The sequence below is a fragment of the Serratia sp. PF-27 genome (genome assembly GCF_030053255.1).
GTDB classification, from domain to species: Bacteria; Pseudomonadota; Gammaproteobacteria; order Enterobacterales; family Enterobacteriaceae; genus Serratia; species Serratia bockelmannii.
On record NZ_JASGBT010000021.1, the window covers coordinates 734,811 to 757,346 of the forward strand.

The 22,536-nt window shown below is 50.4% G+C and carries 20 protein-coding genes and 1 tRNA gene; 11 read left to right on the forward strand and 10 right to left on the reverse strand.

Features of this window, described 5'->3' with window-relative positions:
- From QMZ29_RS18505 to yejF, 3 genes are read left to right on the forward strand one after another with little or no spacing between them, the layout of a single operon-like run.
- On the forward strand, positions 1 to 1,092 hold the full coding sequence (locus tag QMZ29_RS18505; protein WP_025303556.1) for a microcin C ABC transporter permease YejB: 1,092 nt from the start codon (positions 1 to 3) through the stop codon (positions 1,090 to 1,092).
- Positions 1,089 to 2,114, forward strand: coding sequence for an ABC transporter permease (locus QMZ29_RS18510; protein ID WP_015378535.1), 1,026 nt, complete (start codon positions 1,089 to 1,091; stop codon positions 2,112 to 2,114). The genes QMZ29_RS18505 and QMZ29_RS18510 overlap by 4 nt, the downstream gene beginning before the upstream one ends.
- Position 2,115: 1 nt before the next feature.
- Positions 2,116 to 3,726 carry a microcin C ABC transporter ATP-binding protein YejF gene (gene yejF / locus QMZ29_RS18515; RefSeq protein ID WP_060433647.1) on the forward strand — a complete coding sequence of 537 codons (1,611 nt, stop codon included), beginning with the start codon at positions 2,116 to 2,118 and terminating at the stop codon, positions 3,724 to 3,726.
- Positions 3,727 to 3,734: 8 nt separating this feature from the next.
- On the opposite strand, the gene QMZ29_RS18520 is transcribed toward yejF, so the two are convergent.
- From QMZ29_RS18520 to rsuA, 3 genes are all read right to left on the reverse strand, one after another.
- Positions 3,735 to 4,079: a YejG family protein gene (locus tag QMZ29_RS18520; RefSeq protein ID WP_004935763.1), complete on the reverse strand. Its 345-nt coding sequence runs from the start codon at positions 4,077 to 4,079 to the stop codon at positions 3,735 to 3,737.
- Positions 4,080 to 4,673: 594 nt separating this feature from the next.
- Entirely contained in the window at positions 4,674 to 5,870 is a 1,197-nt protein-coding gene (locus QMZ29_RS18525; RefSeq protein ID WP_025303559.1) for a Bcr/CflA family multidrug efflux MFS transporter, read from the reverse strand.
- A gap of 41 nt (positions 5,871 to 5,911) precedes the next feature.
- A complete protein-coding gene (gene rsuA, locus QMZ29_RS18530; protein ID WP_025303560.1) occupies positions 5,912 to 6,625 on the reverse strand; it encodes a 16S rRNA pseudouridine(516) synthase RsuA in 714 nt (237 codons plus the stop codon).
- 318 nt (positions 6,626 to 6,943) lie between these two features.
- Here rsuA and radD point away from each other — a divergent pair, with 318 nt between their 5' ends.
- Both radD and rplY read left to right on the forward strand, forming a co-directional pair.
- Positions 6,944 to 8,701: a DNA repair helicase RadD gene (gene radD, locus QMZ29_RS18535; RefSeq protein ID WP_060433649.1), complete on the forward strand. Its 1,758-nt coding sequence runs from the start codon at positions 6,944 to 6,946 to the stop codon at positions 8,699 to 8,701.
- A 162-nt stretch (positions 8,702 to 8,863) separates the two neighbouring features.
- Positions 8,864 to 9,148: a 50S ribosomal protein L25 gene (gene rplY / locus QMZ29_RS18540; protein WP_004935776.1), complete on the forward strand. Its 285-nt coding sequence runs from the start codon at positions 8,864 to 8,866 to the stop codon at positions 9,146 to 9,148.
- 84 nt (positions 9,149 to 9,232) lie between these two features.
- Here rplY and yejK read toward each other — a convergent pair whose 3' ends face one another.
- Positions 9,233 to 10,240: a nucleoid-associated protein YejK gene (gene yejK / locus QMZ29_RS18545; RefSeq protein ID WP_004935779.1), complete on the reverse strand. Its 1,008-nt coding sequence runs from the start codon at positions 10,238 to 10,240 to the stop codon at positions 9,233 to 9,235.
- A 210-nt stretch (positions 10,241 to 10,450) separates the two neighbouring features.
- Here yejK and QMZ29_RS18550 point away from each other — a divergent pair, with 210 nt between their 5' ends.
- From QMZ29_RS18550 to QMZ29_RS18570, 5 genes are all read left to right on the forward strand, one after another.
- Complete coding sequence (locus QMZ29_RS18550) at positions 10,451 to 10,678, forward strand: YejL family protein (RefSeq protein ID WP_004935782.1); 228 nt, start codon at positions 10,451 to 10,453, stop codon at positions 10,676 to 10,678.
- Between the two features lie 9 nt (positions 10,679 to 10,687).
- A complete protein-coding gene (yejM, locus tag QMZ29_RS18555; protein ID WP_060433651.1) occupies positions 10,688 to 12,469 on the forward strand; it encodes an LPS biosynthesis-modulating metalloenzyme YejM in 1,782 nt (593 codons plus the stop codon).
- Between the two features lie 78 nt (positions 12,470 to 12,547).
- Positions 12,548 to 12,624 (forward strand) — tRNA-Pro (locus QMZ29_RS18560).
- A 206-nt stretch (positions 12,625 to 12,830) separates the two neighbouring features.
- On the forward strand, positions 12,831 to 14,087 hold the full coding sequence (locus tag QMZ29_RS18565; protein ID WP_060433653.1) for an integrase domain-containing protein: 1,257 nt from the start codon (positions 12,831 to 12,833) through the stop codon (positions 14,085 to 14,087).
- A gap of 245 nt (positions 14,088 to 14,332) precedes the next feature.
- On the forward strand, positions 14,333 to 15,253 hold the full coding sequence (locus QMZ29_RS18570) for a hypothetical protein (RefSeq protein WP_282994227.1): 921 nt from the start codon (positions 14,333 to 14,335) through the stop codon (positions 15,251 to 15,253).
- A gap of 281 nt (positions 15,254 to 15,534) precedes the next feature.
- Here QMZ29_RS18570 and QMZ29_RS18575 read toward each other — a convergent pair whose 3' ends face one another.
- The 6 genes from QMZ29_RS18575 to hxsD form a co-directional block, all read right to left on the reverse strand.
- Positions 15,535 to 17,724, reverse strand: coding sequence for an AAA family ATPase (locus QMZ29_RS18575; RefSeq protein WP_072269838.1), 2,190 nt, complete (start codon positions 17,722 to 17,724; stop codon positions 15,535 to 15,537).
- A 79-nt stretch (positions 17,725 to 17,803) separates the two neighbouring features.
- Positions 17,804 to 18,088 carry a hypothetical protein gene (locus QMZ29_RS18580; protein WP_283225789.1) on the reverse strand — a complete coding sequence of 95 codons (285 nt, stop codon included), beginning with the start codon at positions 18,086 to 18,088 and terminating at the stop codon, positions 17,804 to 17,806.
- Between the two features lie 54 nt (positions 18,089 to 18,142).
- Positions 18,143 to 18,778 (reverse strand): His-Xaa-Ser repeat protein HxsA, encoded by a 636-nt coding sequence (gene hxsA, locus QMZ29_RS18585; RefSeq protein ID WP_072269839.1) that lies wholly within the window; start codon positions 18,776 to 18,778, stop codon positions 18,143 to 18,145.
- Positions 18,775 to 19,887 (reverse strand): His-Xaa-Ser system radical SAM maturase HxsC, encoded by a 1,113-nt coding sequence (hxsC, locus tag QMZ29_RS18590; protein ID WP_072269840.1) that lies wholly within the window; start codon positions 19,885 to 19,887, stop codon positions 18,775 to 18,777. Before hxsC ends, hxsA begins: the two co-directional genes overlap by 4 nt.
- Positions 19,880 to 21,268, reverse strand: a complete 1,389-nt coding sequence (hxsB, locus tag QMZ29_RS18595) for a His-Xaa-Ser system radical SAM maturase HxsB (RefSeq protein WP_060433661.1) — start codon at positions 21,266 to 21,268, stop codon at positions 19,880 to 19,882. Before hxsB ends, hxsC begins: the two co-directional genes overlap by 8 nt.
- The gene (hxsD, locus tag QMZ29_RS18600; protein WP_072269841.1) at positions 21,268 to 21,540 is read right to left on the reverse strand and encodes a His-Xaa-Ser system protein HxsD; all 273 of its coding nucleotides are present in this window, start codon (positions 21,538 to 21,540) and stop codon (positions 21,268 to 21,270) included. The genes hxsB and hxsD overlap by 1 nt, the downstream gene beginning before the upstream one ends.
- Before the next feature lie 467 nt (positions 21,541 to 22,007).
- Here hxsD and QMZ29_RS18605 point away from each other — a divergent pair, with 467 nt between their 5' ends.
- Positions 22,008 to 22,172, forward strand: coding sequence for a hypothetical protein (locus tag QMZ29_RS18605; protein WP_154618035.1), 165 nt, complete (start codon positions 22,008 to 22,010; stop codon positions 22,170 to 22,172).
- Positions 22,173 to 22,536 lie beyond the last annotated feature (364 nt).

The following is a 22,536-nucleotide window of genomic DNA, read 5'->3' on the forward strand; positions in this document are numbered from 1 at the left end:
ATGGCGGCCTATCTGATACGCAGACTGTTATTGGTGATCCCCACGCTGTGGGCGATCATCACCATCAACTTTTTTATCGTGCAAATCGCGCCCGGTGGCCCGGTGGATCAGGCCATCGCCGCCATCGAGCTGGGGCACGGCAGCGGTTTTGGCAGCGGCGGTGTCGGCGAAGGCCTGGGCCATGCCCGGACGGGCATCGCGGCAGGCGACGGCCAATATCGCGGTTCGCGCGGCCTGGATCCGGAGGTGATCGCCGAGATCACCCAACGGTACGGCTTCGACAAACCGCTGCATGAGCGTTACTTCACCATGCTGTGGAACTATATGCGCTTCGACTTCGGCGACAGCCTGTTTCGCGGCGCTTCGGTGATGCAACTGATTAGCCAGAGCCTGCCGGTCTCCATCACGCTGGGCCTTTGGAGCACGCTGATCATTTATCTGGTGTCGATCCCGCTCGGCATCCGCAAGGCCGTCCACAACGGCAGCGCATTCGATACCTGGAGCAGCACGCTGATCATCATCGGCTACGCCATTCCGGCTTTCCTGTTCGCTATCCTGATGATCGTGCTGTTCGCCGGCGGCAGCTACCTCGACTGGTTCCCGCTGCGCGGCCTGGTGTCCAGCAACTTCGACACCCTCTCGTGGCCGGCGAAGATCGCCGACTACCTGTGGCACATCACATTGCCGGTGCTGGCGACGGTGATCGGCGGCTTCGCCACCCTGACCATGCTGACCAAAAACGCGTTCCTTGATGAGATCCGCAAGCAGTACGTCACCACCGCCCGCGCCAAAGGGCTGGACGAAAAAAAGATCCTGTACCGCCACGTGTTCCGCAACGCCATGCTGCTGGTGATCGCCGGTTTTCCGGCCACCTTTATCAGCATGTTCTTTACCGGATCGCTGCTGATTGAGGTGATGTTCTCGCTCAACGGCCTGGGGCTGCTGGGCTACGACGCCACGCTGCAGCGCGACTACCCGGTGATGTTCGGCACGCTGTATATCTTCACCCTGATCGGCCTGCTGTTGAACATCCTCAGCGATGTCACCTACACCCTGGTCGATCCGCGCATTGACTTCGAGGCCCGCCAATGAGCCGCCTTAGCCCGATCAACCAGGCGCGCTGGGCGCGTTTTCGCCGCAATCGCCGCGGCTACTGGTCGCTGTGGATCTTTCTGGTGCTGTTCACCCTGAGCCTGGCCGCCGATCTGATCGCCAACGACAAACCGCTGTTGGTGCGTTATGAAGGCCGCTTGTACCTACCGTTTATGATTAGCTACAGCGAAACCGCCTTCGGCGGCGAGCTGAACACCGAGGCCGACTATCAGGATCCGTTTGTCCAGCGGCAGATCGAACGGCACGGCTGGGCGGTTTGGGCGCCGATCCGTTTCAGCTACGACACCATCAACTTCGCCACCGAGGTGCCCTTCCCCTCGCCGCCTTCGCGCCATAACCTGCTGGGCACCGACAGCAACGGCGGCGATGTGCTGGCTCGGGTGCTGTATGGTTTTCGCATTTCAATGCTGTTCGGCCTGGCATTGACGCTGTTTTCCAGCCTGATCGGCGTGTGCGTCGGCGCGACCCAGGGGTATTACGGCGGGCGTTTCGACCTGTGGGGGCAGCGCTTTATCGAAGTGTGGTCGGGCATGCCGACGCTGTTTCTGATCATTCTGCTGTCGAGCATCGTCCAGCCCAATTTCTGGTGGCTGCTCGGCATCACCATCCTGTTCGGCTGGATGAGCCTGGTGGGCGTAGTGCGCGCCGAATTCCTGCGCACCCGCAACTTTGACTACATCCGCGCCGCGCGCGCCATGGGCGTGCCGGATCGGGTGATCATGTCCCGCCATATGCTGCCCAACGCCATGGTGGCGACGCTGACCTTCCTGCCGTTTATCCTTTGCGGCTCGATCACCACCCTGACGTCGCTCGATTTCCTCGGCTTCGGGCTGCCGATAGGCTCGCCGTCGCTCGGCGAATTGCTGCTGCAAGGCAAAAACAATCTGCAGGCGCCGTGGCTCGGCATCACCGCCTTCCTGGTATTGGCTGTGCTGCTGTCGTTATTAATCTTTATCGGCGAAGCGGTGCGCGACGCCTTTGACCCCAGCAAGGCGCATTGATATGGCCACTCCTTTGCTCGCAATTCAAGATCTCAGCATCGCCTTCCGCCAGGGCGACACCGTCACGCCGGTGGTCAACGAACTCTCGCTGCAAATCGCGCCGGCGGAAACGCTGGCGCTGGTAGGGGAGTCCGGCTCCGGCAAAAGCGTCACCGCCCTGTCGATACTGCGCCTGCTGCCCGCGCCGCCGGTGGTTTACCCTGCCGGCGATATCCTGTTCAACGGCGACTCGTTGCTGCATGCGCCGGAAGCGGCGCTGCGCAAGGTGCGCGGCAATCAGATCGCGATGATCTTTCAGGAGCCGATGGTGTCGCTTAACCCACTGCACACCATCGAAAAACAGCTGGCGGAAGTGTTGATGCTGCACCGCGGCCTGCGGCGCGAAGCCGCGCGCGCAGAGATCGTCGAGTGCCTGGAACGCGTCGGCATCCGTCAGGCCAAGAGCCGGCTGCAGGATTACCCGCATCAGCTGTCCGGCGGCGAACGCCAGCGGGTGATGATCGCCATGGCGGTGTTGACCCGCCCAAAACTGCTGATCGCCGACGAACCCACCACCGCGCTCGACGTTACTATCCAGGCGCAGATCCTGACGCTGCTGCAAGAACTGAAGCAGGAGATGGGCATGGGGTTGCTGTTTATCACCCATAATCTGAATATCGTGCGCCGCCTGGCGGATAACGTGGCGGTAATGCGTCAGGGGCGCTGCGTGGAGCAAAACGCCCGCGCGCAGCTGTTCAGCCGCCCGCAACATCCTTACACGCAGCAGCTGCTGGCCGCCGAGGACGTCGGTGAACCGCTGCCGCTGCCTGCCGCAGCCAACAGGCGCCCCGGCGACGAGCGGCCGCTGCTCAAGGTGGAAAATCTGCAGGTGCGCTTCCCCATTCGCCGCGGCCTGCTGCGCCGCACGGTGGATTATCACTATGCATTGAAATCATTGAGTTTCGAGCTGCGCGCCGGGGAAAGCGTGGGGCTGGTGGGAGAGTCCGGCTCGGGCAAAAGCACCACCGGGCTGGCGCTGCTGCGCCTGCTGGCCTCTCAGGGCGCCATCTGGTTCGACGGCGAACCGCTGCACCCGCTCACGATGAAGCAGATGCTGCCCTACCGCAGCCGAATGCAAATCGTCTTCCAGGATCCCTATTCCGCCCTGAACCCGCGCCTGAACGTACAGCAGATCATCGCCGAAGGGCTGGAAGTGCACCAGCGGCTTACCGCCGAGCAACGGGAACAGCGCGTGATCGCGGTGTTGCAGGAGGTCGGGCTGGACCCGCAGTTGCGCCACCGCTATCCCACCGAGTTTTCCGGTGGCCAGCGCCAGCGTATCGCCATCGCGCGTGCACTGATCCTGCAGCCACAGTTGCTGATCCTCGACGAGCCGACCTCTTCGCTGGATAAATCGGTGCAGGCGCAGATCCTGACGCTGCTGAAATCGCTGCAGCAACGCCACCGGCTGGCTTATCTGTTCATCAGCCATGACCTGCAGGTGGTGCGTTCGCTATGCCACCAGGTCATCGTGTTGCGACAGGGAGAAGTGGTTGAACAGGGAGACTGCCGGGCGATTTTCGCGGCGCCCGCCGCCGACTATACCCGTCAACTGCTGCAGTTGGCGGACTAGCGGCGAATTTAGAAAGGGTATTGCGCGCTGAGCGGTTCGGCGATCGCGGCGCCGACGTTTTTCAGGCGGCACATGGTGGCGCTCTCGTCGCTGCGCTGCACGAACAGGCAAGGTTCCCCTTCCCATTCAACAATCGCGCAGTCGACCTGAATCTCCTGCAGCGACAGATTGAGCTGTTGCATGACCTGCCAGGCCTCGGCCCCTTCATGGCTGAGTAACTTCAGACCAATCAGGTTGTTATCTTCGTCTATTCCGTTAAACGGAATCGGTTCGACCTTCACGCCGGTGAAACCGGATAGCCAACGATAACTTTGCGGCAAGCGATGCACTACCGAAAGTTGGATACTCTCCACATGAAATCCCTAGATTGAAAAGGTGAAACACTTTTACCTGACAGGGTTACTAAGTTATAGCCGCTGACTCCCGACTCTGCCGCGCACAAATGTTATTTAAATGTAAATTTTGCCGCTAGCCATTAACCTGACCCCGTGCTTGCCGATGCCGTGCCATTTTTTGGCGCGCCGTGCGGTGTTATTTCACGGCATTTTGCGACTCAGCTCGCATTTTTGCGTTATATGTAACCCTTTCCCGCAGCGATCTCAACTCTTTTTTCTTGCAATGCGACTACTTTTCAGACGCCATATTTTTACAATGAAGAAACATTTAGCCCGCCACGTTAGCGCAACTGTCTCTTCTAATAGCTTGATTTATATCAATCCTAATACAAACAGCTCACGCTGTTCAGCCGACAGAGCGCCGCGCCTCCCGGGGAATATTGGGCGGCACGATGGCGGAATTTTTTAACAAAAAGCACACAGAGGGGAAAACGGCCAATTAATTAGCTTGCGTATATTTAGCAACAAATTTTTCATTGCCAGTTGCACCCTGAAATGGCAAGGCGCAACCCTAAGGCGATGCGGGGCAAAACGCCCCGAGTCGGGAGAACGTCAGGCCGCGCGATCGCGCGGCCGGCTGGCGTAAACATAGAACAGCACCGCCACGATGCTGCACAGCGCCATCGAGGTGACCATGGGCCAGGCGCTTTTGCCCGGCGCCATCGACAGCACCGCTCCCACCAGCGCACCGATGCTGAAGCGCAACGTACCGGCCAGGGAAGAAGCCGTGCCCGCCATATGCGGGAAATCATCCAGGATCACCGCCATGGCGTTGGAGGAGATCATCGCGATGCACCCCAGATAGACCGCAACGCCGATCACCAGCGCCCAGAAACCCAGACCGACAGCGCTCACCGCCAGCAGCCACAGCCCCATCGCCAGCTGTACCAGCAGCCCCAGCTTGAACATCTTGACCGCGCCGAACCGCCGCACGTTGCGGCTGTTAATCAGCGTCGTCAGGAACAGGAACACGATGTTCAGCGCAAAATAGTAGCCGAAGTGTTGCGGCGAAACGTGGTTCAGTTCGATGTAGACGAACGGCCCGGCGCTGAGGAACGAGAACATGCCGGCGAACGAGAAGGCGCTGGCCAGCATGTAGCTCAGCACCCGTTTGTGGCGGAACAGCGAACCGAAATTGCCCAGCGTGGTGCGCAGGTGGAACCGCTGTCGCCGTTCTTTCGGCAGCGTCTCCTTGATGAACAGGGCCACCAGCAGTGAACCGATCAACGCCGCGGCGCCCATGGTCCAGAAGATGGCGTGCCAACTGAACCACAGCAGCAGCGCCCCGCCGATCATCGGCGCCAGCAGCGGCGCGATGGTCATCACCAGAATGACGAACGACATCATGCGCGAGAACTCGTCCTTGGTGAACATGTCGCGCATCAAGGCGTTGATCACTACGCTGGCGGCGGCGGCGGCCAAACCGTGCAGGAAACGCAGCCCGATCAGCTGATCGATCGATTGCGCCATGGCGCAGGCGCAGCCGGCGATGGCGAAGATCAGCGTACCCCACAGGATCACCGGCTTGCGGCCGATGCTGTCCGACATCGGTCCATAGAACAGCTGCCCGAAGGCAAAGCCGAGCATATAGGCGCTGAGCGTCATCTGCACGCTGCCGGACTCGACGCCAAACTGGGCGGCGATCACCGGCATACTGGGCAGGTACATGTCGATGGCCAACGGCATCAACATGGACAACAGGCCCAGAATGAAAATCAAACCGAGATGAGAGGTTCGGTTCTGTTGCACGTTCCACGACTCCTTAATCGGCCGCAATCGATGATCGGTTATCAGTCCTGCAGGTGCGGCGCGCCCACGCTGGCGATCTCTTCTTCGGTCAGTGGGCGGTATTCACCCGGCGCCAGATCGTCATCCAGCACGATGGCGCCGATGCGCTCGCGGTGCAACTCGATCACCCGATTGCCGACGGCAGCGAACATCCGCTTCACCTGGTGGTAGCGCCCTTCGCTGAGGGTCAGGCGCACCACGTGCTCGTCGACCTGCTCCAGCGTCGCCGGCCGCGTCAGATCTTTCTCGTTGTGCAGTTGCACCCCTTCGGCGAAACGCTGCGCGGTGTCTTCCGCCAGCGGGTGCTCCAGCGTCACCAAATAGGTTTTCTCACAGTGGTGGCGTGGCGACGTGACGCGGTGCGACCACTGGCCGTCGTCGGTCATCAGCACCAGCCCGGTGGTGTCGATATCCAACCGTCCTGCGGCGTGCAGCTTGTACGCGACCGGCTCATCGAGGAAGTACAGCACCGTCGGATGATCGGGATCGTCGGTGGAACAGACGTAACCCTGCGGTTTGTTGAGCATGAAATAGCGCGGGCCGTTCTGCTGCTGCAGCGGATTGCCGTCGAACGCCACTTCTTGCTCCGGGGTCAGTTTGACAGCCCCGCTCTTCACCACCTCACCGTCCACGGTGACGCGTTTAGCCCGAAGTTCGCGCGCAACCAGCGCACGGCTAATGCCTAACTGCTGAGATAAAAACTTGTCCAATCGCATGGGATCTGCTTTGCCTGTCGTTGTTATGATCGCATTGATCGTATTGCCAAAATATGACGCCCGCCGTTGCACCGGGTGCAAATGGCAGGTTCAGGGGGGAAATCGCGTGGGGGAACAGCGATTGCTGTCACACGAGTATAGCGGTACAACGCGTTGCCCGACAGGGGTAATTTTCACGCTTCTCGCACCGCGCGCGCGCAGAAGGCATAATAATAGAAATTTTTCGGCCGCCCGGCACGTAAAATGTCACGGTTTCTGTGGGAACAGAGGTGACAAAACCGGTTCCCGGCGGCCCATTCCAACCTACGGCGTTCATTTATGGCCTTTACCCTACGCCCCTACCAACTGGAAGCGGTCGAAGCCACCATCAACCATTTCCGGCGGCACCCCGAACCGGCGCTGATCGTGCTGCCGACCGGTGCCGGCAAAAGCCTGGTGATCGCCGAGCTGGCGAAGCGCGCCCGCGGGCGGGTGCTGGTGCTGGCGCACGTCAAGGAACTGGTGGCGCAAAACCACGCCAAATACTGCGCCTACGGCCTGGAAGCGGATATCTTCGCCGCCGGCCTGCAGCAGAAAGAGAGCGCCGGCAAGGTGGTGTTCGGCAGCGTACAGTCCGTCGCGCGCAACCTGCCGCTGTTCGACGGCGCCTTTTCGCTGCTGATCGTCGATGAATGCCACCGCATCAGCGACGACGACGACAGCCAGTACCAGCAAATCATCCAGCATTTACAGAAAACCAACCCGCAGCTGCGGCTGCTGGGGCTGACCGCCACGCCTTACCGACTGGGCAAGGGCTGGATTTACCAGTATCACTACCATGGCTTCACCCGCGGCGACGGCGCCAGTCTGTTTCGCGACTGCATCTACGAGCTGCCGCTGCGCTACATGATTAAGAACGGCTTCCTGGTGCCGCCTGAGCGGCTGGATATGCCGATCGTGCAATATGACTTCAGCCGGCTGGAGGCCAGGAGCAACGGCCTGTTCAGCGAAGCGGATCTGAACCGCGAGCTGAAGCGGCAAAACCGCGTCACGCCGCACATCATCAGCCAGATCGTGGAGTACGCAGAGGATCGCAAAGGCGTGATGATCTTCGCCGCCACCGTCGAACACGCCCGCGAGATCCACGGCCTGTTGCCGAACGGCGAAGCCGCGCTGGTCAGCGCCGAAACGCCGCCCGCCGAGCGCGATGCGCTGATCGACGCGTTCAAACAGCAGCGGCTGCGCTATCTGGTCAACGTCGCGGTATTGACCACCGGTTTCGACGCGCCGCACGTCGATCTGATCGCGATCCTGCGCCCCACCGAGTCCGTCAGCCTGTACCAGCAGATCGTCGGGCGCGGGCTGCGGCTGGCGCCCGACAAAAAGGATTGCCTGATCCTCGACTACGCCGGCAACCCGCACGATCTGTTCACGCCGGAGGTCGGCGTCAGCAAGCCGCACGGCGACAGCCAGCCGGTGCAGGTGTTCTGCCCGGCCTGCGGCTTCGCCAATCTGTTCTGGGGCAAGTGCACCGAGAACGGCGACATTATCGAGCACTACGGCCGCCGCTGCCAGGGGTGGCTGGAAGACGACGACGGCCACCGCGAACAGTGCGATTACCGCTTCCGGTTCAAGAGCTGCCCGCACTGCGGCGCGGAGAACGACATCGCCGCACGCCGCTGCCATCAGTGTCAGGAGGTGCTGGTCGATCCCGACGACATGCTGAAGGCGGCGCTGAAGCTGAAAGACGCGCTGGTGCTGCGCTGCGGCGGCATGGAGCTGCAGAGCGGCCGCGATGACAAGGGCGAATGGCTGAAGGCCACCTATTACGACGAGGACGGCACCAGCACCAGCGAGCGTTTCCGCCTGCAGACGCCGGCGCAGCGCAAAGCGTTCGAGATGCTGTTCCTGCGCCCGCACCAGCGCGCACCGGGCGTGCCGTTCGCCTGGCACACCGCCGCCGACGTGCTGGCGCAACAGCAGGCGCTGCGCCATCCGGATTTCGTGGTGGCGCGCAAACGCGGGCAGTTTTGGCAGGTGCGCGAGAAAGTGTTCGATTATCAAGGCCGTTTCCGCCGCGCCAATCAATTGACCTGAGCGAACGGTCCTCAATCTGGACAGGTTTTCGTTGCCCTGCAGGCGGCTTTCCGTTAAAATGCCGCGCGCTTTACCTGGGCCTGCCCGGCGTTAAAGCGGATTTCCGAACTTGCTACTTGGGTCGCCTGTAGCAGGGTAAATTTTCTTTTAAGAGAAAAAACAATGTTCACTATCAATGCAGAAGTACGTAAAGACCAGGGTAAAGGTGCGAGCCGCCGCCTGCGTGCAGCAAACAAATTCCCAGCTATCGTTTACGGTGGCAAAGAAGCTGCAGTTTCCATCGAATTGGACCATGATTCTGTTAAGAACATGGAAGCTAAACCAGAATTCTACAGCGAAGCAGTAACTCTGGTTATCGACGGTAAAGAAACCAAAGTTAAGGTTCAGGCTGTACAGCGTCACCCGTTCAAGCCAAAACTGGCTCACATCGACTTCGTTCGCGTTTAATCGCTACGTTTTCGAACCTTTCGGGACGCCGAAATAAAGAACGCCGCAATTGCGGCGTTTTTTATTGTCTGCGATTCGGCGCGCTTACTTGCCGCTGCCGGTCCGGCGTTGCAGCTGATCGCGCAGGTTCGGCGGCGTGCCTCTGATGGTCAGCGTGTCGGTGGCCGCATCCCAGAAAATGCGCTCGCCCAGCAGCATGGCGTCGAAATTCAGGCTGATGCCGCCGCCGCTGCCGGCAAATTTGGTCAGCTGGCGCAGCGTGCCGCGATCCGCCGGGAAGCTTTCCTCCAACTCATACCCTTGCTCGCTGGAGAACTGCATGAAGTCTTTCTCGCCGACCGGCGACAGCTCCTGCGACAGGGCCTGCAGTTCAATCTCTTCGCCCGCCTGCAGCTGTTCGTTGCAGTAGCTGTACACCTGTTGGCGCACCGACTGGCGCTCGTTCTTGTCCAACTGCGCATCGGCGCAGTAGTCGTCCACCGCCTGCAGCAGCCCGCGGTTTTGCGCCTTGGTGTCCAACCCTTCGGACGCCGCCAGGAAATCCATGAAGAAGTCGGCGACCTTGCGGCCTACGCGCCCGCGCAGGAAGGTCAGATAGCGGGTCGATTCCGGGTTGGTTTCCCATTCGGTCAGATCGATGCGCGCGACGATATCGGCGTTGTTGATGTCCAGATAGTGCGTGGTGTTGATATCCAGTTCTTCGTTGACGCGCATGCTATTACGGCTGTTCAGCACCGCGATCAGCAAGTACTCCACCGCCAGATAACGGTATTGGCCGAACAGCACCACGCCGCCTTCGGCAAACGGATACTTCGCCAGTTCGTCGCGCAGGCGGCCGGTCGCCGCGCGGCTGAAGGCCAGAAAGTCCTTATCGTCCTTGCGGCAAGTGCGCAGCGCTTCCGCCAGCTCGCTGCCTTCGTTGAACAGGCCCAAGGCCTTGCTCTTGGCGCTGTAGACGCGATGCAGTTCCGTCATCATTTCTTCCACCGCCGCGTTGGTGGGAAGCAAGGTATCGCGCAACACCACGTCCAGCGTTTGCTCGTCGCGTTTCACCAATTGGTGCAGAGCGATCTGGTCGATATCCAGACTCATGGTAAATCCTCCTGTTCTTTAGGCGCGTATTCAAACACTGAAGGCCCCGACCTGCAATACTAAAAACCGCGGCAAACCGGAAAGGCGCTGCGAGGAGCAGCCCCGCCACGGGCGCCCCCTTCCCCAAATGACAGGAAGTGATAAAAGAGCGGAAAATCACTGCCCTATACGGTAAGATAGGGCACTTTGCAGATTACTAAGCGCAATTTTATGCCACAATCATCCCGTTACAGTGACGAACACGTTGAACAACTGCTCTCAGAGCTGGTCAATGTTCTGGAAAAACACCATACCCCCACCGATCTTTCCCTGATGGTGCTGGGCAACATGGTCACTAATTTGATCAACACCAGCGTTGCCCCCGCGCAGCGGAAAACCCTGGCAAGATCGTTCGCGGAAGCCCTGCAGGCTTCTGTCCGTGAAGACAAAGCACATTAATATTGACTTATGGTGACAAACCGTCAGCGTTATCGTGAAAAAGTCTCCCAGATGATCAGCTGGGGGCACTGGTTCGCCTTATTCAACATCCTGCTCGCCCTTGGGCTGGGCAGCCGCTACCTGTTTGTTACCGACTGGCCCGCATCCCTGCTGGGCCGGGTCTATGCCTTTGTCAGCCTGCTGGGGCATTTCAGCTTTATCGTGTTCGCCGGCTATTTGCTGGTGATCTTCCCGCTCACCTTCGTGGTGATGTCGCAGCGGCTGCTGCGATTTATTTCCGCCGCGCTGGCCACCATCGGGCTCACGCTGTTGCTGGTCGACAGCGAAGTGTTCTCCCATTTCCACCTGCACCTCAATCCGGTGGTGTGGGATCTGGTGGTCAACCCGGACCAGAGTGAGCTGTCGCGCGACTGGCAGCTGATGTTTATCTGCGTGCCCGTGATCTTCCTGGTGGAGATGTTGTTCGGCACTTGGAGCTGGCAGAAGCTGCGCAGCCTGAACCGCCGCCGCTTCGGCAAACCGCTGGCGGCGCTGTTTATCAGCGCCTTTTTCGCGTCGCACCTGATTTACATTTGGGCTGACGCCAACTTCTATCGCCCGATCACCATGCAGCGAGCCAATCTGCCGCTCTCGTACCCGATGACCGCGCGCAAGTTCCTCGAAAAACACGGCCTGCTCGACCAGCAAGAGTATGAGCGCCGCCTGATGCAACAGGGCAACCCGGAAGCGGTGGCGGTGGAGTATCCGCTCAGCGATCTCAGCTACGGCGATAAAGGCAGCGGCTATAACCTGCTGATGATCGTGGTGGACGGCATTCGCGCCAAAGACGTGGCGCAGGACATGCCGGCGCTGACGCGCTTCGCCCAGGAAAACGTGCGCTTCAGCGATCACTACAGCTCGGGTAATCATGCCGACACCGGGCTGTTCGGCCTGTTCTACGGCATTTCTCCGACCTATCTGGACAGCGTGCTCGCCGGCCGCAAGCCGTCGGCGCTGCTCAACGCGCTCGGCGATCAGGGCTACCAACTGGGGCTGTTCTCTTCCGACGGTTTCAACGCCAGCCTGTACCGCCAGGCCCTATTGACCGACTTCTCGCTGCCGACGCCGGCGCCGCAAAGCGACGCGCAAACCACGCAGCAATGGCAGCGCTGGCTGACGGATCAGGGCGGCAAAGAGCCGTGGTTCTCCTATATCAACTTCAGCGGCGCCGAGCCGGCCGAAGACGACAAAACCCCGGCGCCGGCCGATTTTATCCAACGCTATCGCACCGGCGCGCAAGACGTGGATGCCCAGATAGCCCAGGTGCTGGATACCCTGAAACAGCGCAGTCTGCTGGACAAAACCGTGGTGGTGATCACCGCCGAACACGGCGTCGAATTCAACGACAGCGGCAAAGGCCAATGGGGCGCCGGCACTGCCTTCAACCAGGCGCAACTGCAGGTGCCGTTGGTGATCCACTGGCCGGGCACCCCAGCGCAGACCATCAGCAAGCTGACCGGCCATAACGACGTGATGCGCACCTTGATGCAACGGTTGCTGCACGTGAAAACCGCGCCGAAAGACTATTCGCAGGGCGAAGATCTGTTCACCGCCCAGCGCCGCAACGACTGGATCGCCACCGGCGATGGCAATCAGCTGGTGATCACTACGCCGACGCAGACGCTGATGCTGGACAACAGCGGCAACTATCGCGTCTACGATCAGAACGGCGAAGAAATAAAAGACGAGAAACCGCAGCTTGCTCTGCTGCTGCAGGTGCTGACCGATGTAAAACGCTTTATCGCCAACTAACTGCTTAAAACTAAAGCAATCAAGTGGCGAGGTGCTTGCATTAACATCGGGAATCGGTAGTATGATTTTTCATAGCGTCGGCATGTAGCGCAGCCTGGTAGCGCACCGTCATGGGGTGTCGGGGGTCGGAGGTTCGAATCCTCTCATGCCGACCAAATTATCCCCAACGTTTTGTCTACTGAAGTCCAGACAAGGCTATAAAAAACAGGATTAACAGTGGGTTGCGTAGACCTACTGTTTTTCTGTTATCTAGTAAAGTCCACGCTGATACAGTGAAATCCAACATTTTTAGGCATATCTTTAGGCATACAATCCATCGTGTCGTCTGAGCCATATGCCTAACCAGTGATTGGAGAATAATATGGCGCGTCAGACAAAGCCCCTTAACAACACCGAAGTCAAAAATGCTAAAGCGACTGAACGTGCCACTATCCTGTATGACGGGGATGGCTTAGAGCTACTGCTTAAGCCCGGAGGCTCAAAACTCTGGCGATTCCGCTATTACAAACCTTTCACTCGCAAACGCGCAATGATTAGCTTTGGTGCTTACCCTGCTGTATCTCTCTCTGAGGCTCGTCAACTTCGTGAAGATGCCCGTCTTCTATTGAGCAAAGATATTGATCCGCAGGAGCATAAAAAAACCGAGCAGTTGCGGCAAAAAAGTGCCACAGAAAGCACCTTTGAAAAGGTTGCAGGAGACTGGTTTAAAACCAAAGAATCAGCGGGGCTGGCAACCCATACGTTAAACGATATCTGGCGTTTTATGAGTAAATATGTATTCCCACATATTGGCTCTATGCCCATTGCTAACATCACGGCTCAGCAGTTCATCGGAGCGTTAGAGCCAACACATGCTGCCGGAAGACTCGAAACGGTTAAACGTCTAAGCCAGCGTATCAATGAAGTTATGGATTACGCCCTCAATTCTGGGCTGGTATCTGTAAACCCCGCAGCACGAATCGGACGAACATTCCATAAACCAAAGGTAAAACACCGCCCTGCCCTACCTCCAGAGCAACTCCCCCTTTTGATGAAAACTCTGGCATTTGCCAGTATCGGACGACAAACTCGCTGTCTTATCGAATGGCAATTACTAACGATGATACGACCTGCCGAAGCGTCAACGACTCGCTGGGATGAGATCGACTTTGCCGCAAAACAATGGCGTATCCCTGCTGGTCGCATGAAGATGAAACGTGAGCATATCGTTCCACTTTCTGAGCAAGCTTTGGCTATTCTGGAAGTGATGAAGCCCATCAGTAAGCACAGAGATTATGTTTTCCCCGGCTACCGGAATCCACTTGAACCTATGAATAGTCAGACAGCAAACATGGCGCTTAAACGGATGGGCTTCAAAGATCTGTTGGTGGCTCATGGAATGAGAGCGATTGCCTCAACAGTGCTTAACGAGAAAGGTTTTCCACCAGACGTGATTGAAGCTGCTTTAGCTCATATTGATACTAACGAAGTCAGGAGAGCCTATAACAGATCACAGTATCTGGAACAGCGTAGAGAGATGATGAACTGGTGGGGAAAGCATGTGGAGGCAGCTTCTTATGGATGGACGAGTATGGGTGCAATTCCTACCAAGACAAAGCTTAATTCAGAAACCACATGAAAATTATGCAGCAGTATTCTAAAAAAATGATAACGCTGTTTTTTTCTCAACGTAAAAGAACATCGTGTGGTTTATTAGATTACTATTGGTATGCTTTCCGTTTTGAATTTCAACAGTTGACAATTCATTGATAACTCGTATATTAATCGAGTATAAAAGTTATTAATTTAACTTTCGGCTTATTGTAAATTGACCAATTAGCAACAAAATCACATAAAAAAATACAACTCTCACAGGAATAACAAATGATCATCCCCCCAAATGAAATATTAAACGATGCATTGCATTACCATTTCAAAGCAGAAGCGAATATAGCCTTAGAATATCAAATTAATAAAACCGTGTTTTTTTGCAAAAAACTCGAGGAACTACTTGATAAACCTAGAGGAACTCATTATCTTTCTGAAATTGAAAGTTCATATTATTTAGACTCCATTATAAATAATCATTCGACTCTAATCGAATACTACTACGCTTGGATAATCCTGTCTTTGATAGGAACATCGGAGAGTGCAGTGAAAACCATTTACAGACCTATTAAAGAAAAAGATATCGATGAAGAGATAGTAAAAATATTCAAAGCCCATTCAATAGGGGTTTTAAAAAAAACCAATGGTAATCATGAAGAATATTATGAAAAATGCAGGAATACTTTCAAAGATGCATTTGAGTTTTTATTAGTGGGTGAGTGCCACGAGTTATATGTTTTGAATAACTATTTAAAACACAACCGAATGCCTTTTGGCTATGCACCAATAACTAAAGTCAAAGGCGAGTTAATATCAGCACCATTCCTATACATACATAATGAAAGTAGTATTCTTTTGCAAAATTCGATAATCAAAGTAATATTTAAATCAGAACATGAAAAACCAGTAAATAACCACCAAAGATACTTCAACGAGATAATTGAAAGAAACCAAGAAGAGATTGCAAACATTGGTGCAATAAAGGTATTCAAAGTCAATAAATTAGAATATGTTCATTCCAATTCTTTTTCAGGGATACTATTAGAGTCTATATTGTCCACAGCCTATGATTTGATAAAAAACATTATAAGAGTTCAAAGAAACTATGATAAAGGGAATATTACCCTAATGTCGAAACTTGATAAAATAGAAAAAATGATAATGGAAAGGGAACCTAAAACCTTATCATCCTTATAGTTACCTAAAGAAATCATTGATTAATATATTCCTACTGGTATTATACATTAACCACTGAGGCACTCTTTCTGCCAGATCCCATAGTATGCTTGCTTTGCACATGGGGTGTAAAGGCTATCAGTAGCTGACTGAGACAAGATTGAGTAAAAACCATGAATAACAAATGTGTGCTGGTATGCCAGTATCAACGTTTTCGGTTTGGACGGTGGGAAACGGTGTGTCAGCACCTCCGTTCCCTACCTAACCGTTAATGATTAATGGTGCCTCAGTGGTAACCTTTCTTATTCTACAAAGTCGTTGTCAGTTTCAACTCCAAACATTCGATTATAATGTGGTAAATCATCCGTTTTATCAAAGACGTTCTTAAAAATTTCGAAATACTTTTCAGTTGTTCCTCTTCCTAAATTATTTATATTGGAAGAGTCTGAATGCGACCCTCTGTGCATATAGCGACAGAAAGACTTATATGTAATATCACTCTCAGATTCTGCCATTTTTTCTAATGCTGTTTTAAGACTATCTAGCTTACAAGAAAATGAAAAATAATATTCAAGAATGTTTCGCATTACATTAGGAAGAACAACAGGATTTACAATGCCCTCCTTCACATTTTTTAATACCATCCAATAGGATTCATATTCGTTTTTTATATCACCTTTAGACATAGCGATAACATCACTATATTCATTTTTCACTACTCTCAATAAATTATATTGCTTATCAAAAGCTTTTATTTTAGAAGGAGCTAGTTTTAAAACTTCTTGAAAAAAGAATAAGTTATGCGTAAGAATTAAAATTTTAGCATCTGGTGCTGTACCTTCAATAATCCGATAATGTATTAAAGATGATATCTCATAAATATAGTCATGGGATAAACTCGATATAGGATCGTCAATCACAATCAACTTATCTTTAAGTTCCCCCTCTTCGAGTTGACCTTCACAACACTCTAAGAAATACAAGAAGGTGATTATTGTTTTCTCCCCTTCACTTAGTGATTTATAAATTTCAACATTGTCGTTCCCTCTGTGAATTTGAAAGAAATTTCTTTCATGTGATTTTTTAATCTCTAAACTATTTAGGCCAAGATTTTTGAGTGATGTATTTATTTTATCTACCGTTTCATCCATATTAGAAACTTGTTTCCTAAGGTTTGAAAGCCTAACTTTCTCCTGTTGCATTTCACCTTCAATAATATCTTTTCTTTGTATTATTAAACTCCTTTCACCTTTTAATTCCTCCATATTGGTGTTATTAGTATCAATTACATCGCTGCATAAATTCCTCAAGACCTTCCAGAGCTTACTTGTAATATTATAAACACTCGTTTCATAGGCATTTAATCTGTCATTAATTTCCTTTATTTCAACATTCAAAACTTTGATTTTTTCGCTTACTTCATCGTAATTTATTGATGAATCAATAAGTGATATTGCTACTGATGGCTTTTCTATCTTTTCTTTCAGAGCGTTTTTATTTAGTTCAAGTGATTGCCCGATCTGTTTGATCATACTCCAGATATTATCGTCATCAGAAACATAGCCCGAATCATACAAAGAGCGCTCTAATTCACTTATGTATTCATCACAAGAATTTGAGTAATCATTATAAATACCTTTAAGATCTTTTAATCTTTGTTCATACGTTTCGTCAAAGACATCTGTTATAGCTTTTAAAAAATCATTATTGATCGTATCGCTTTGACAAAATGGGCACCTTGTGTCATTAACATATCCTAATCCCGACTTGACCCAATCTGCATTCCCTAACTCTTCAATAACATTTGAAAGGTAACTATTAGATGATGGGATTAATGGTGTCAGGAGCAATTCTTCCTTTTGTTTATTCAAGATAGGTATTGATGGGTGATTGATTGAATTAAAAGAAGAAGTTTTATTATTCTTCAACTTTTTATATTCATTCAAAACATCTTCTGTGCTTGTTTCATCTTTTTCAGCTTGTGTGCATATTTTACTATATAGGCTATCTTTTCTTAAACTCTTTGCCATCAACTCAGTAAGTTCAGTTGTTCTGATATGTGCTGTCTTTTTCCATACAGCTTCTTTACAGCCATTCTCAAGCTTGGTAAGCATTTCATCTTTTTCTTTTATTTCATTATCCAACCGAGTCAGCCGACTTTTCAAATTTGCTATTTTTTTATCTGACTGCTTTATATCGCCCAAAACTTCTTTGTTACTTTGGCTTAAAGTAAATACTCCTGGTTGTTCTGATTTATGATAAAAAGAGTCCTCTACAAACTGATTATTATAAACGACATAATTATAATCACCTTCTTTGCTAAAAGAGCAATCATTGTATGCCACATTAGAGGGGCTGTAAAAATATCCTGATATAGTTGATTTTCCACTTCCATTCTGACCATATATGAGATTAACTTTTTTGCTCAAATCGATGTTAATGCTTCGTTCTTTAGAATAACTTCTTACATTTCTAATTAGCAACTGTGCCATTTGTACCTTCCTTTTATCCTACAAGACACAAATATAATATTTAAAATGGCTCATTAATGAGCCATTTTATCGATGAGTATCAATATTTACTCCAGTTATTCTCAAGCCACGAAGTTACATTCTTGTGGCTTCTGACATCACCAGGCAAATATTCTTTTATCATCTTCTCAGCCTTAAATGCTGATTCTTTATTTTTAAAAGAATGCTTTTCTGCAAATCTATTTATGAATGGAAGAACTTCATATCCTTCGTTCCTGTTGAGGAATGTGCTGTCAGGCTTGCCTGTTTTTTTAGGATCGTCATCGCCTATAGCAGTCCAACTATACTTATATTTCAAATCTGATTTATTTATTAGAGCCATCATAATCTCCAAGATGCAATTGATGATGTTATTGGTTTGAACATGAATCACTTTCTTTCAACGAGCTAAAATACTAAGTGAATTCAATAGCTGCGTATCCAGAGTTTCTCTTGACGGTGTTGGTAGTCCGTTCGCAATGCGATAATTTTTTATTGATTGCCTTGTGGAAGGCCCCATTATGCCGTCAATATTCCCGTTGTAATAACCTTTGTCCAGCAAAGCGAATTGAACCCGCATGATTAAGCGCTTACGCTTCTCTGTACCAGCAGTCAGCCCATTACTTGCACGGTTAGCTTCTGTCGTTCCAACTGAATTCGTAGTAGTAGAGTTGTTATTGTCGTTAGAACGAAGCGAACGCACAGAGGAAGAGGACGATGAGGAACTTGTTCCTGAACTTGAAGACCCAGATGAGCTTGGTGAGCTGTATGTTTTTGGATAATATGGAGTGCTGCCACCATAGTACCCGCCACCTGATGATGATCGGTGAGAACTATGGCTCCGATGGGAGCTATGACTACGATGCCCTGCAATATAGAATGGAACTTCGGTGTTAAGTGGGGCTATCACTAAATCATGTTCATTAAGAGTCATACCAGGCAAATCACTTGCTCCGGTAGATGAATCACTTGCCCATACAGAATTATTGAGTGCCAAAAATCCCGGAAGTAGTGCAGCAAAATTAAATTTTTTCATGAAATTGGTCTCGGTGGTTGATGAAAACGGCCTGTTGAGGAACTGAAATAACCAGCACAGGAAGACTTCTGAGTGCATTCATCACATTCTTTAGGATAGTAATTTTTCCAATCAGAGATCGACTGAGCAGCAAACTCCCAGGCTCTTTCAGGAAGATGACACAAAGGATAATTAAAAATTGTTAGAGGTATGCCTGATCTGTGTGCAGCGTCTATGGCGGAGGTTATTTTCTCACTATAACTGCTGTGCTCAATGAAGATTGTTGACCAGTTCTTTCGCGCCCAACCGATAGATTCCAGCCCCATAAGGGAAATCTGATTGATGTTAGAGAACACACGGCCAACGAACTCTACAATATCATCCAATTCTGTATAGTTAGCCAGTGTCGGAATAACTCTAAGTTCGATATTAATCCCTGAGTTTCCTGCATTGATTAACCCCTTAACCGTTTCATTAAATGCGCCATCACTCCCTACCAGATGATCATGCACAAGTGGTCTTGATGAGTAGAGCGGGATACCAAAGGTGATTTTGATCTTTTTGCTTCGCTTTGCCATTTCCTGAGTAAAGTTGGTATCAGCAAATTTGCGTCCGTTTGTTAAAACATGCAAAGCAGTATCTGGTGAATTCTCGATGATAAAATCAATGAAGTGAAGGAAATCATCCCCATATAGCAAAGGTTCACCACCGCTGACCCCAACAACTCCATTCAAACCAAATGAAGCTATAGCAAGAGCTGATTGCGTAAGTAGCCAGTCATCATTTGCTTTCTTTGGTGGCTGGGAACAAAACAGGCACAGGTTATTGCAGCGTTCCGTAACTAAGACAGTATTATGATTGGCTCTGCGGGACAGAATAACGCGTATCATATTGCCATTGTTGATTATCCCAATATCTCCATCTTCAATTGACTCAATTAATTCACTGCTAATAACAGAGTAATCAAAGCATGGTTGAATGGCATCATCATTGCCTTCAGCAACTACCAGTAAATTGGGCAAAAAGAATAAAGGGTTCACTGGTTTTTGTTTGCATAACCGATAGAACCCCGTGGGCACATTCTTTTTTGAAGAAAAATGAAAGATATCGTTCCTGATAACCTCAGACATATGCCCATCCTTTTAGCATCTCAGCCTTCGGACCACCTTCTGAGATGGAGTTCATCAGATACCTGAACATCCCCTTGTGATACTGACAAAACGTTGAACGACTCCTATCACCGACAGGCTCACCTTGTACACTTATGTTCTGGCATGGGTCTGCACCGCAAAATGGTTGATACGCGCATGTATCACAACCTGGCAGAGCAAAATTGAACGATGAACTCAATACTGCGTTATAGTAAGGACTCTTGGAAAATGATAGCGTCTTAACTTCACCCGCACTGAACTCCGTTTCAGGATTCACCTTCTGCAACATACGGCTCTCATCGCTACCATATACTCGACCGTCATAATTGAAAAGAATACTGTTAAGCACGACCCCGCTTGGCGACTTTAAATCCGCATAACCACTAAAACCGGGATTGAAGATCCTTTTCAGATGAATGGAGGCAGAATGTTCAACAACCCTTATCCCTTCTTTGTTGATCTTAAGAATTTCATCTATCAAAGAGGAATAGAAACTGAAGTATTCGTCCATAGAAAAGGTGAACGATGCTTTTTGTGCAAACCCATAGGGACTAACAGGTCGGATAAACATGTCCTTGAGGCCAAGAGATAAGTGAGCCTGGACAATCGATTCAGGGTGCCTGACAAGATCTTTAGTAACTGTAGTAACCGTTGCAACGCGATCAGCGCCTAAAGACCGTTTGATAGCCTCTACCCCTGACACTGTTCTACGGTAAGCAAGCCCATGACCAAGAATTCGATTACTGTTGTGTACAACTTCCTCACCATCAAGCGAAACAGAGAAAATTATGTTCCTGTCTCTCGACCATTCAAGCATATCCTCATTCAAGACAGACAGGCTTGATGCTACAACCATCTCAAAATCGGTGCTTCCCAGCGTTTCAGCACATTGCTCATAGATAGACTGAAGTAAATCGAACCGCAAGAGTGGCTCTCCACCCTGTATCTCTATCTTATAAGGTGGTGTCGATAGTTTTTTGATAGTTGAAATGATATCAGGGATGAGAGCGGGATCTAGATCATAACCAGAGGCATTCACTGAAGCTCTACTGACCTGACAATACTTGCAGGTATGGTCGCAACGTAATGTGGGCACAATCATGAAAATTGGCCTGATCGCCAGTTCATTCATCAATCGTTTTGCAAAAGCAGAACTTAAAGCATAGGGAGCAATAGCTGATGAGCTTTCGTTGGTTATGAACAGCTTGCTTTCAAGTACGTTTGATTGTTCCGCACTGATTTGCTCATCAGAAAGATCAAGCAGCTCTTGCTCATTAATGAAGTGATGAAAGCCAGCGAGGTTGCTTATAAAAACCCGTCCATTAGGCAATCTGTCGAAATTGAATGGCATCAACTCCATTATGAAAGCCTTTCATCTACGCTGCGAAGCACTTTATGGATAATAGAATCTCTCAATGCCCCTGTTTTATGCTGTAGTTTTTCTCGCAAAGCGTAATCATTTAGCAGCCTCTCGAATTCATAGAGGCATTCGGGACTATCGTTTTCGAAAGAGATTGTCCAAGAGGATATATCTTCACAAAGCTTCCACTGGGTGAGCGAACTCATCCAGTAAAGGCTATTGCGTATAACCCATTCAGAATAAACATCTTTTTTAAACATCCTTTCGCACATTGCCATTGCCTCACAAAACTAATAATCACAATCAGCAACCGCTTTAAAGCGGATTTTTCCTATAGAAATTAGGATACACCATTTAATTAATATGTTACAGGATGTTAGCATCTAAAATTATGACACTCATCCCCAATCAAATTAAATATGTTTTTCCGGTTATCGTAACCCGCCAAGGTCGATGAACTGTGAGACCTCAAACCTGGAACTTGACAAATTAGTTCGAAAGGTTTGCTTGTGGCTCATGGTATACGAGCTATTCTCAAGAAAAAGATTATCTACCAGGTTATCTCTAAGCAAGGCTGACGCATACCGATAAGCTAACTACAGCCGTATAAACGCATGATTACAATCCCTATTACTTTTGTGGATTGCAAGAAGGGTATCTCAACGCAACAGGCTGATGGTTGACAAACCCAAAAAATTATGGTAAATATGGATAGCTAGTAGAAACTAGGAGAGCCTTAATGAGTGTATATGATCTCTTGAAAGCTGCATCTGAAATGAATTTAACGGATGAGAAAATTTCTCTGTTGAGAAATGAACTTAAGCAAGCGGACAAAAATTTTGAGTTAGAAAGCAAGAAAAAAGCAGTTAGTGAAGAGTTTTTATCAAAAGCATACTGCGTTTGAATATTATTCCATTTATAAATAGCGGCTTTTGCCGCTTTTTTTTGTCAATTTTAAGGATGATACATAATGACGCCATACTTAATATGCAAATTCGAGAAACAAACTCTAAGCAATTTAATCAAAGAATGTTTTGGCTCTCATTTCCCACATGTTTATAATAAAGCACAAATTGATTATATCTTCAGATATTTAAACGATATGAAATGTAAGTCTGTTTTACTCGAACCCACGTACATAGACCGGGATTATTTGGAAGATTATAATCATTACTATGTTAAAGGGTTTAATAATAAGGGATTCAAAACAGCGCGGCTTCATTTTTTCTCTAAACAAATAAATCATAAAATGATAGACAACATATTAA

Coding starts and splice junctions, on each gene's coding strand:
- QMZ29_RS18505 (WP_025303556.1), top strand. CDS start 1: ATGGCGGCCTATCTGATACGCAGACTGTTATTGGTGATCCCCACGCTG.
- QMZ29_RS18510 (WP_015378535.1), top strand. CDS start 1,089: ATGAGCCGCCTTAGCCCGATCAACCAGGCGCGCTGGGCGCGTTTTCGC.
- yejF (WP_060433647.1), top strand. CDS start 2,116: ATGGCCACTCCTTTGCTCGCAATTCAAGATCTCAGCATCGCCTTCCGC.
- rsuA (WP_025303560.1), bottom strand. CDS start 6,625: ATGCGATTGGACAAGTTTTTATCTCAGCAGTTAGGCATTAGCCGTGCG.
- radD (WP_060433649.1), top strand. CDS start 6,944: ATGGCCTTTACCCTACGCCCCTACCAACTGGAAGCGGTCGAAGCCACC.
- rplY (WP_004935776.1), top strand. CDS start 8,864: ATGTTCACTATCAATGCAGAAGTACGTAAAGACCAGGGTAAAGGTGCG.
- yejK (WP_004935779.1), bottom strand. CDS start 10,240: ATGAGTCTGGATATCGACCAGATCGCTCTGCACCAATTGGTGAAACGC.
- QMZ29_RS18550 (WP_004935782.1), top strand. CDS start 10,451: ATGCCACAATCATCCCGTTACAGTGACGAACACGTTGAACAACTGCTC.
- yejM (WP_060433651.1), top strand. CDS start 10,688: ATGGTGACAAACCGTCAGCGTTATCGTGAAAAAGTCTCCCAGATGATC.
- QMZ29_RS18565 (WP_060433653.1), top strand. CDS start 12,831: ATGGCGCGTCAGACAAAGCCCCTTAACAACACCGAAGTCAAAAATGCT.
- QMZ29_RS18570 (WP_282994227.1), top strand. CDS start 14,333: ATGATCATCCCCCCAAATGAAATATTAAACGATGCATTGCATTACCAT.
- QMZ29_RS18575 (WP_072269838.1), bottom strand. CDS start 17,724: ATGGCACAGTTGCTAATTAGAAATGTAAGAAGTTATTCTAAAGAACGA.
- QMZ29_RS18580 (WP_283225789.1), bottom strand. CDS start 18,088: ATGATGGCTCTAATAAATAAATCAGATTTGAAATATAAGTATAGTTGG.
- hxsA (WP_072269839.1), bottom strand. CDS start 18,778: ATGAAAAAATTTAATTTTGCTGCACTACTTCCGGGATTTTTGGCACTC.
- hxsC (WP_072269840.1), bottom strand. CDS start 19,887: ATGTCTGAGGTTATCAGGAACGATATCTTTCATTTTTCTTCAAAAAAG.
- hxsB (WP_060433661.1), bottom strand. CDS start 21,268: ATGGAGTTGATGCCATTCAATTTCGACAGATTGCCTAATGGACGGGTT.
- hxsD (WP_072269841.1), bottom strand. CDS start 21,540: ATGTGCGAAAGGATGTTTAAAAAAGATGTTTATTCTGAATGGGTTATA.
- QMZ29_RS18605 (WP_154618035.1), top strand. CDS start 22,008: ATGAGTGTATATGATCTCTTGAAAGCTGCATCTGAAATGAATTTAACG.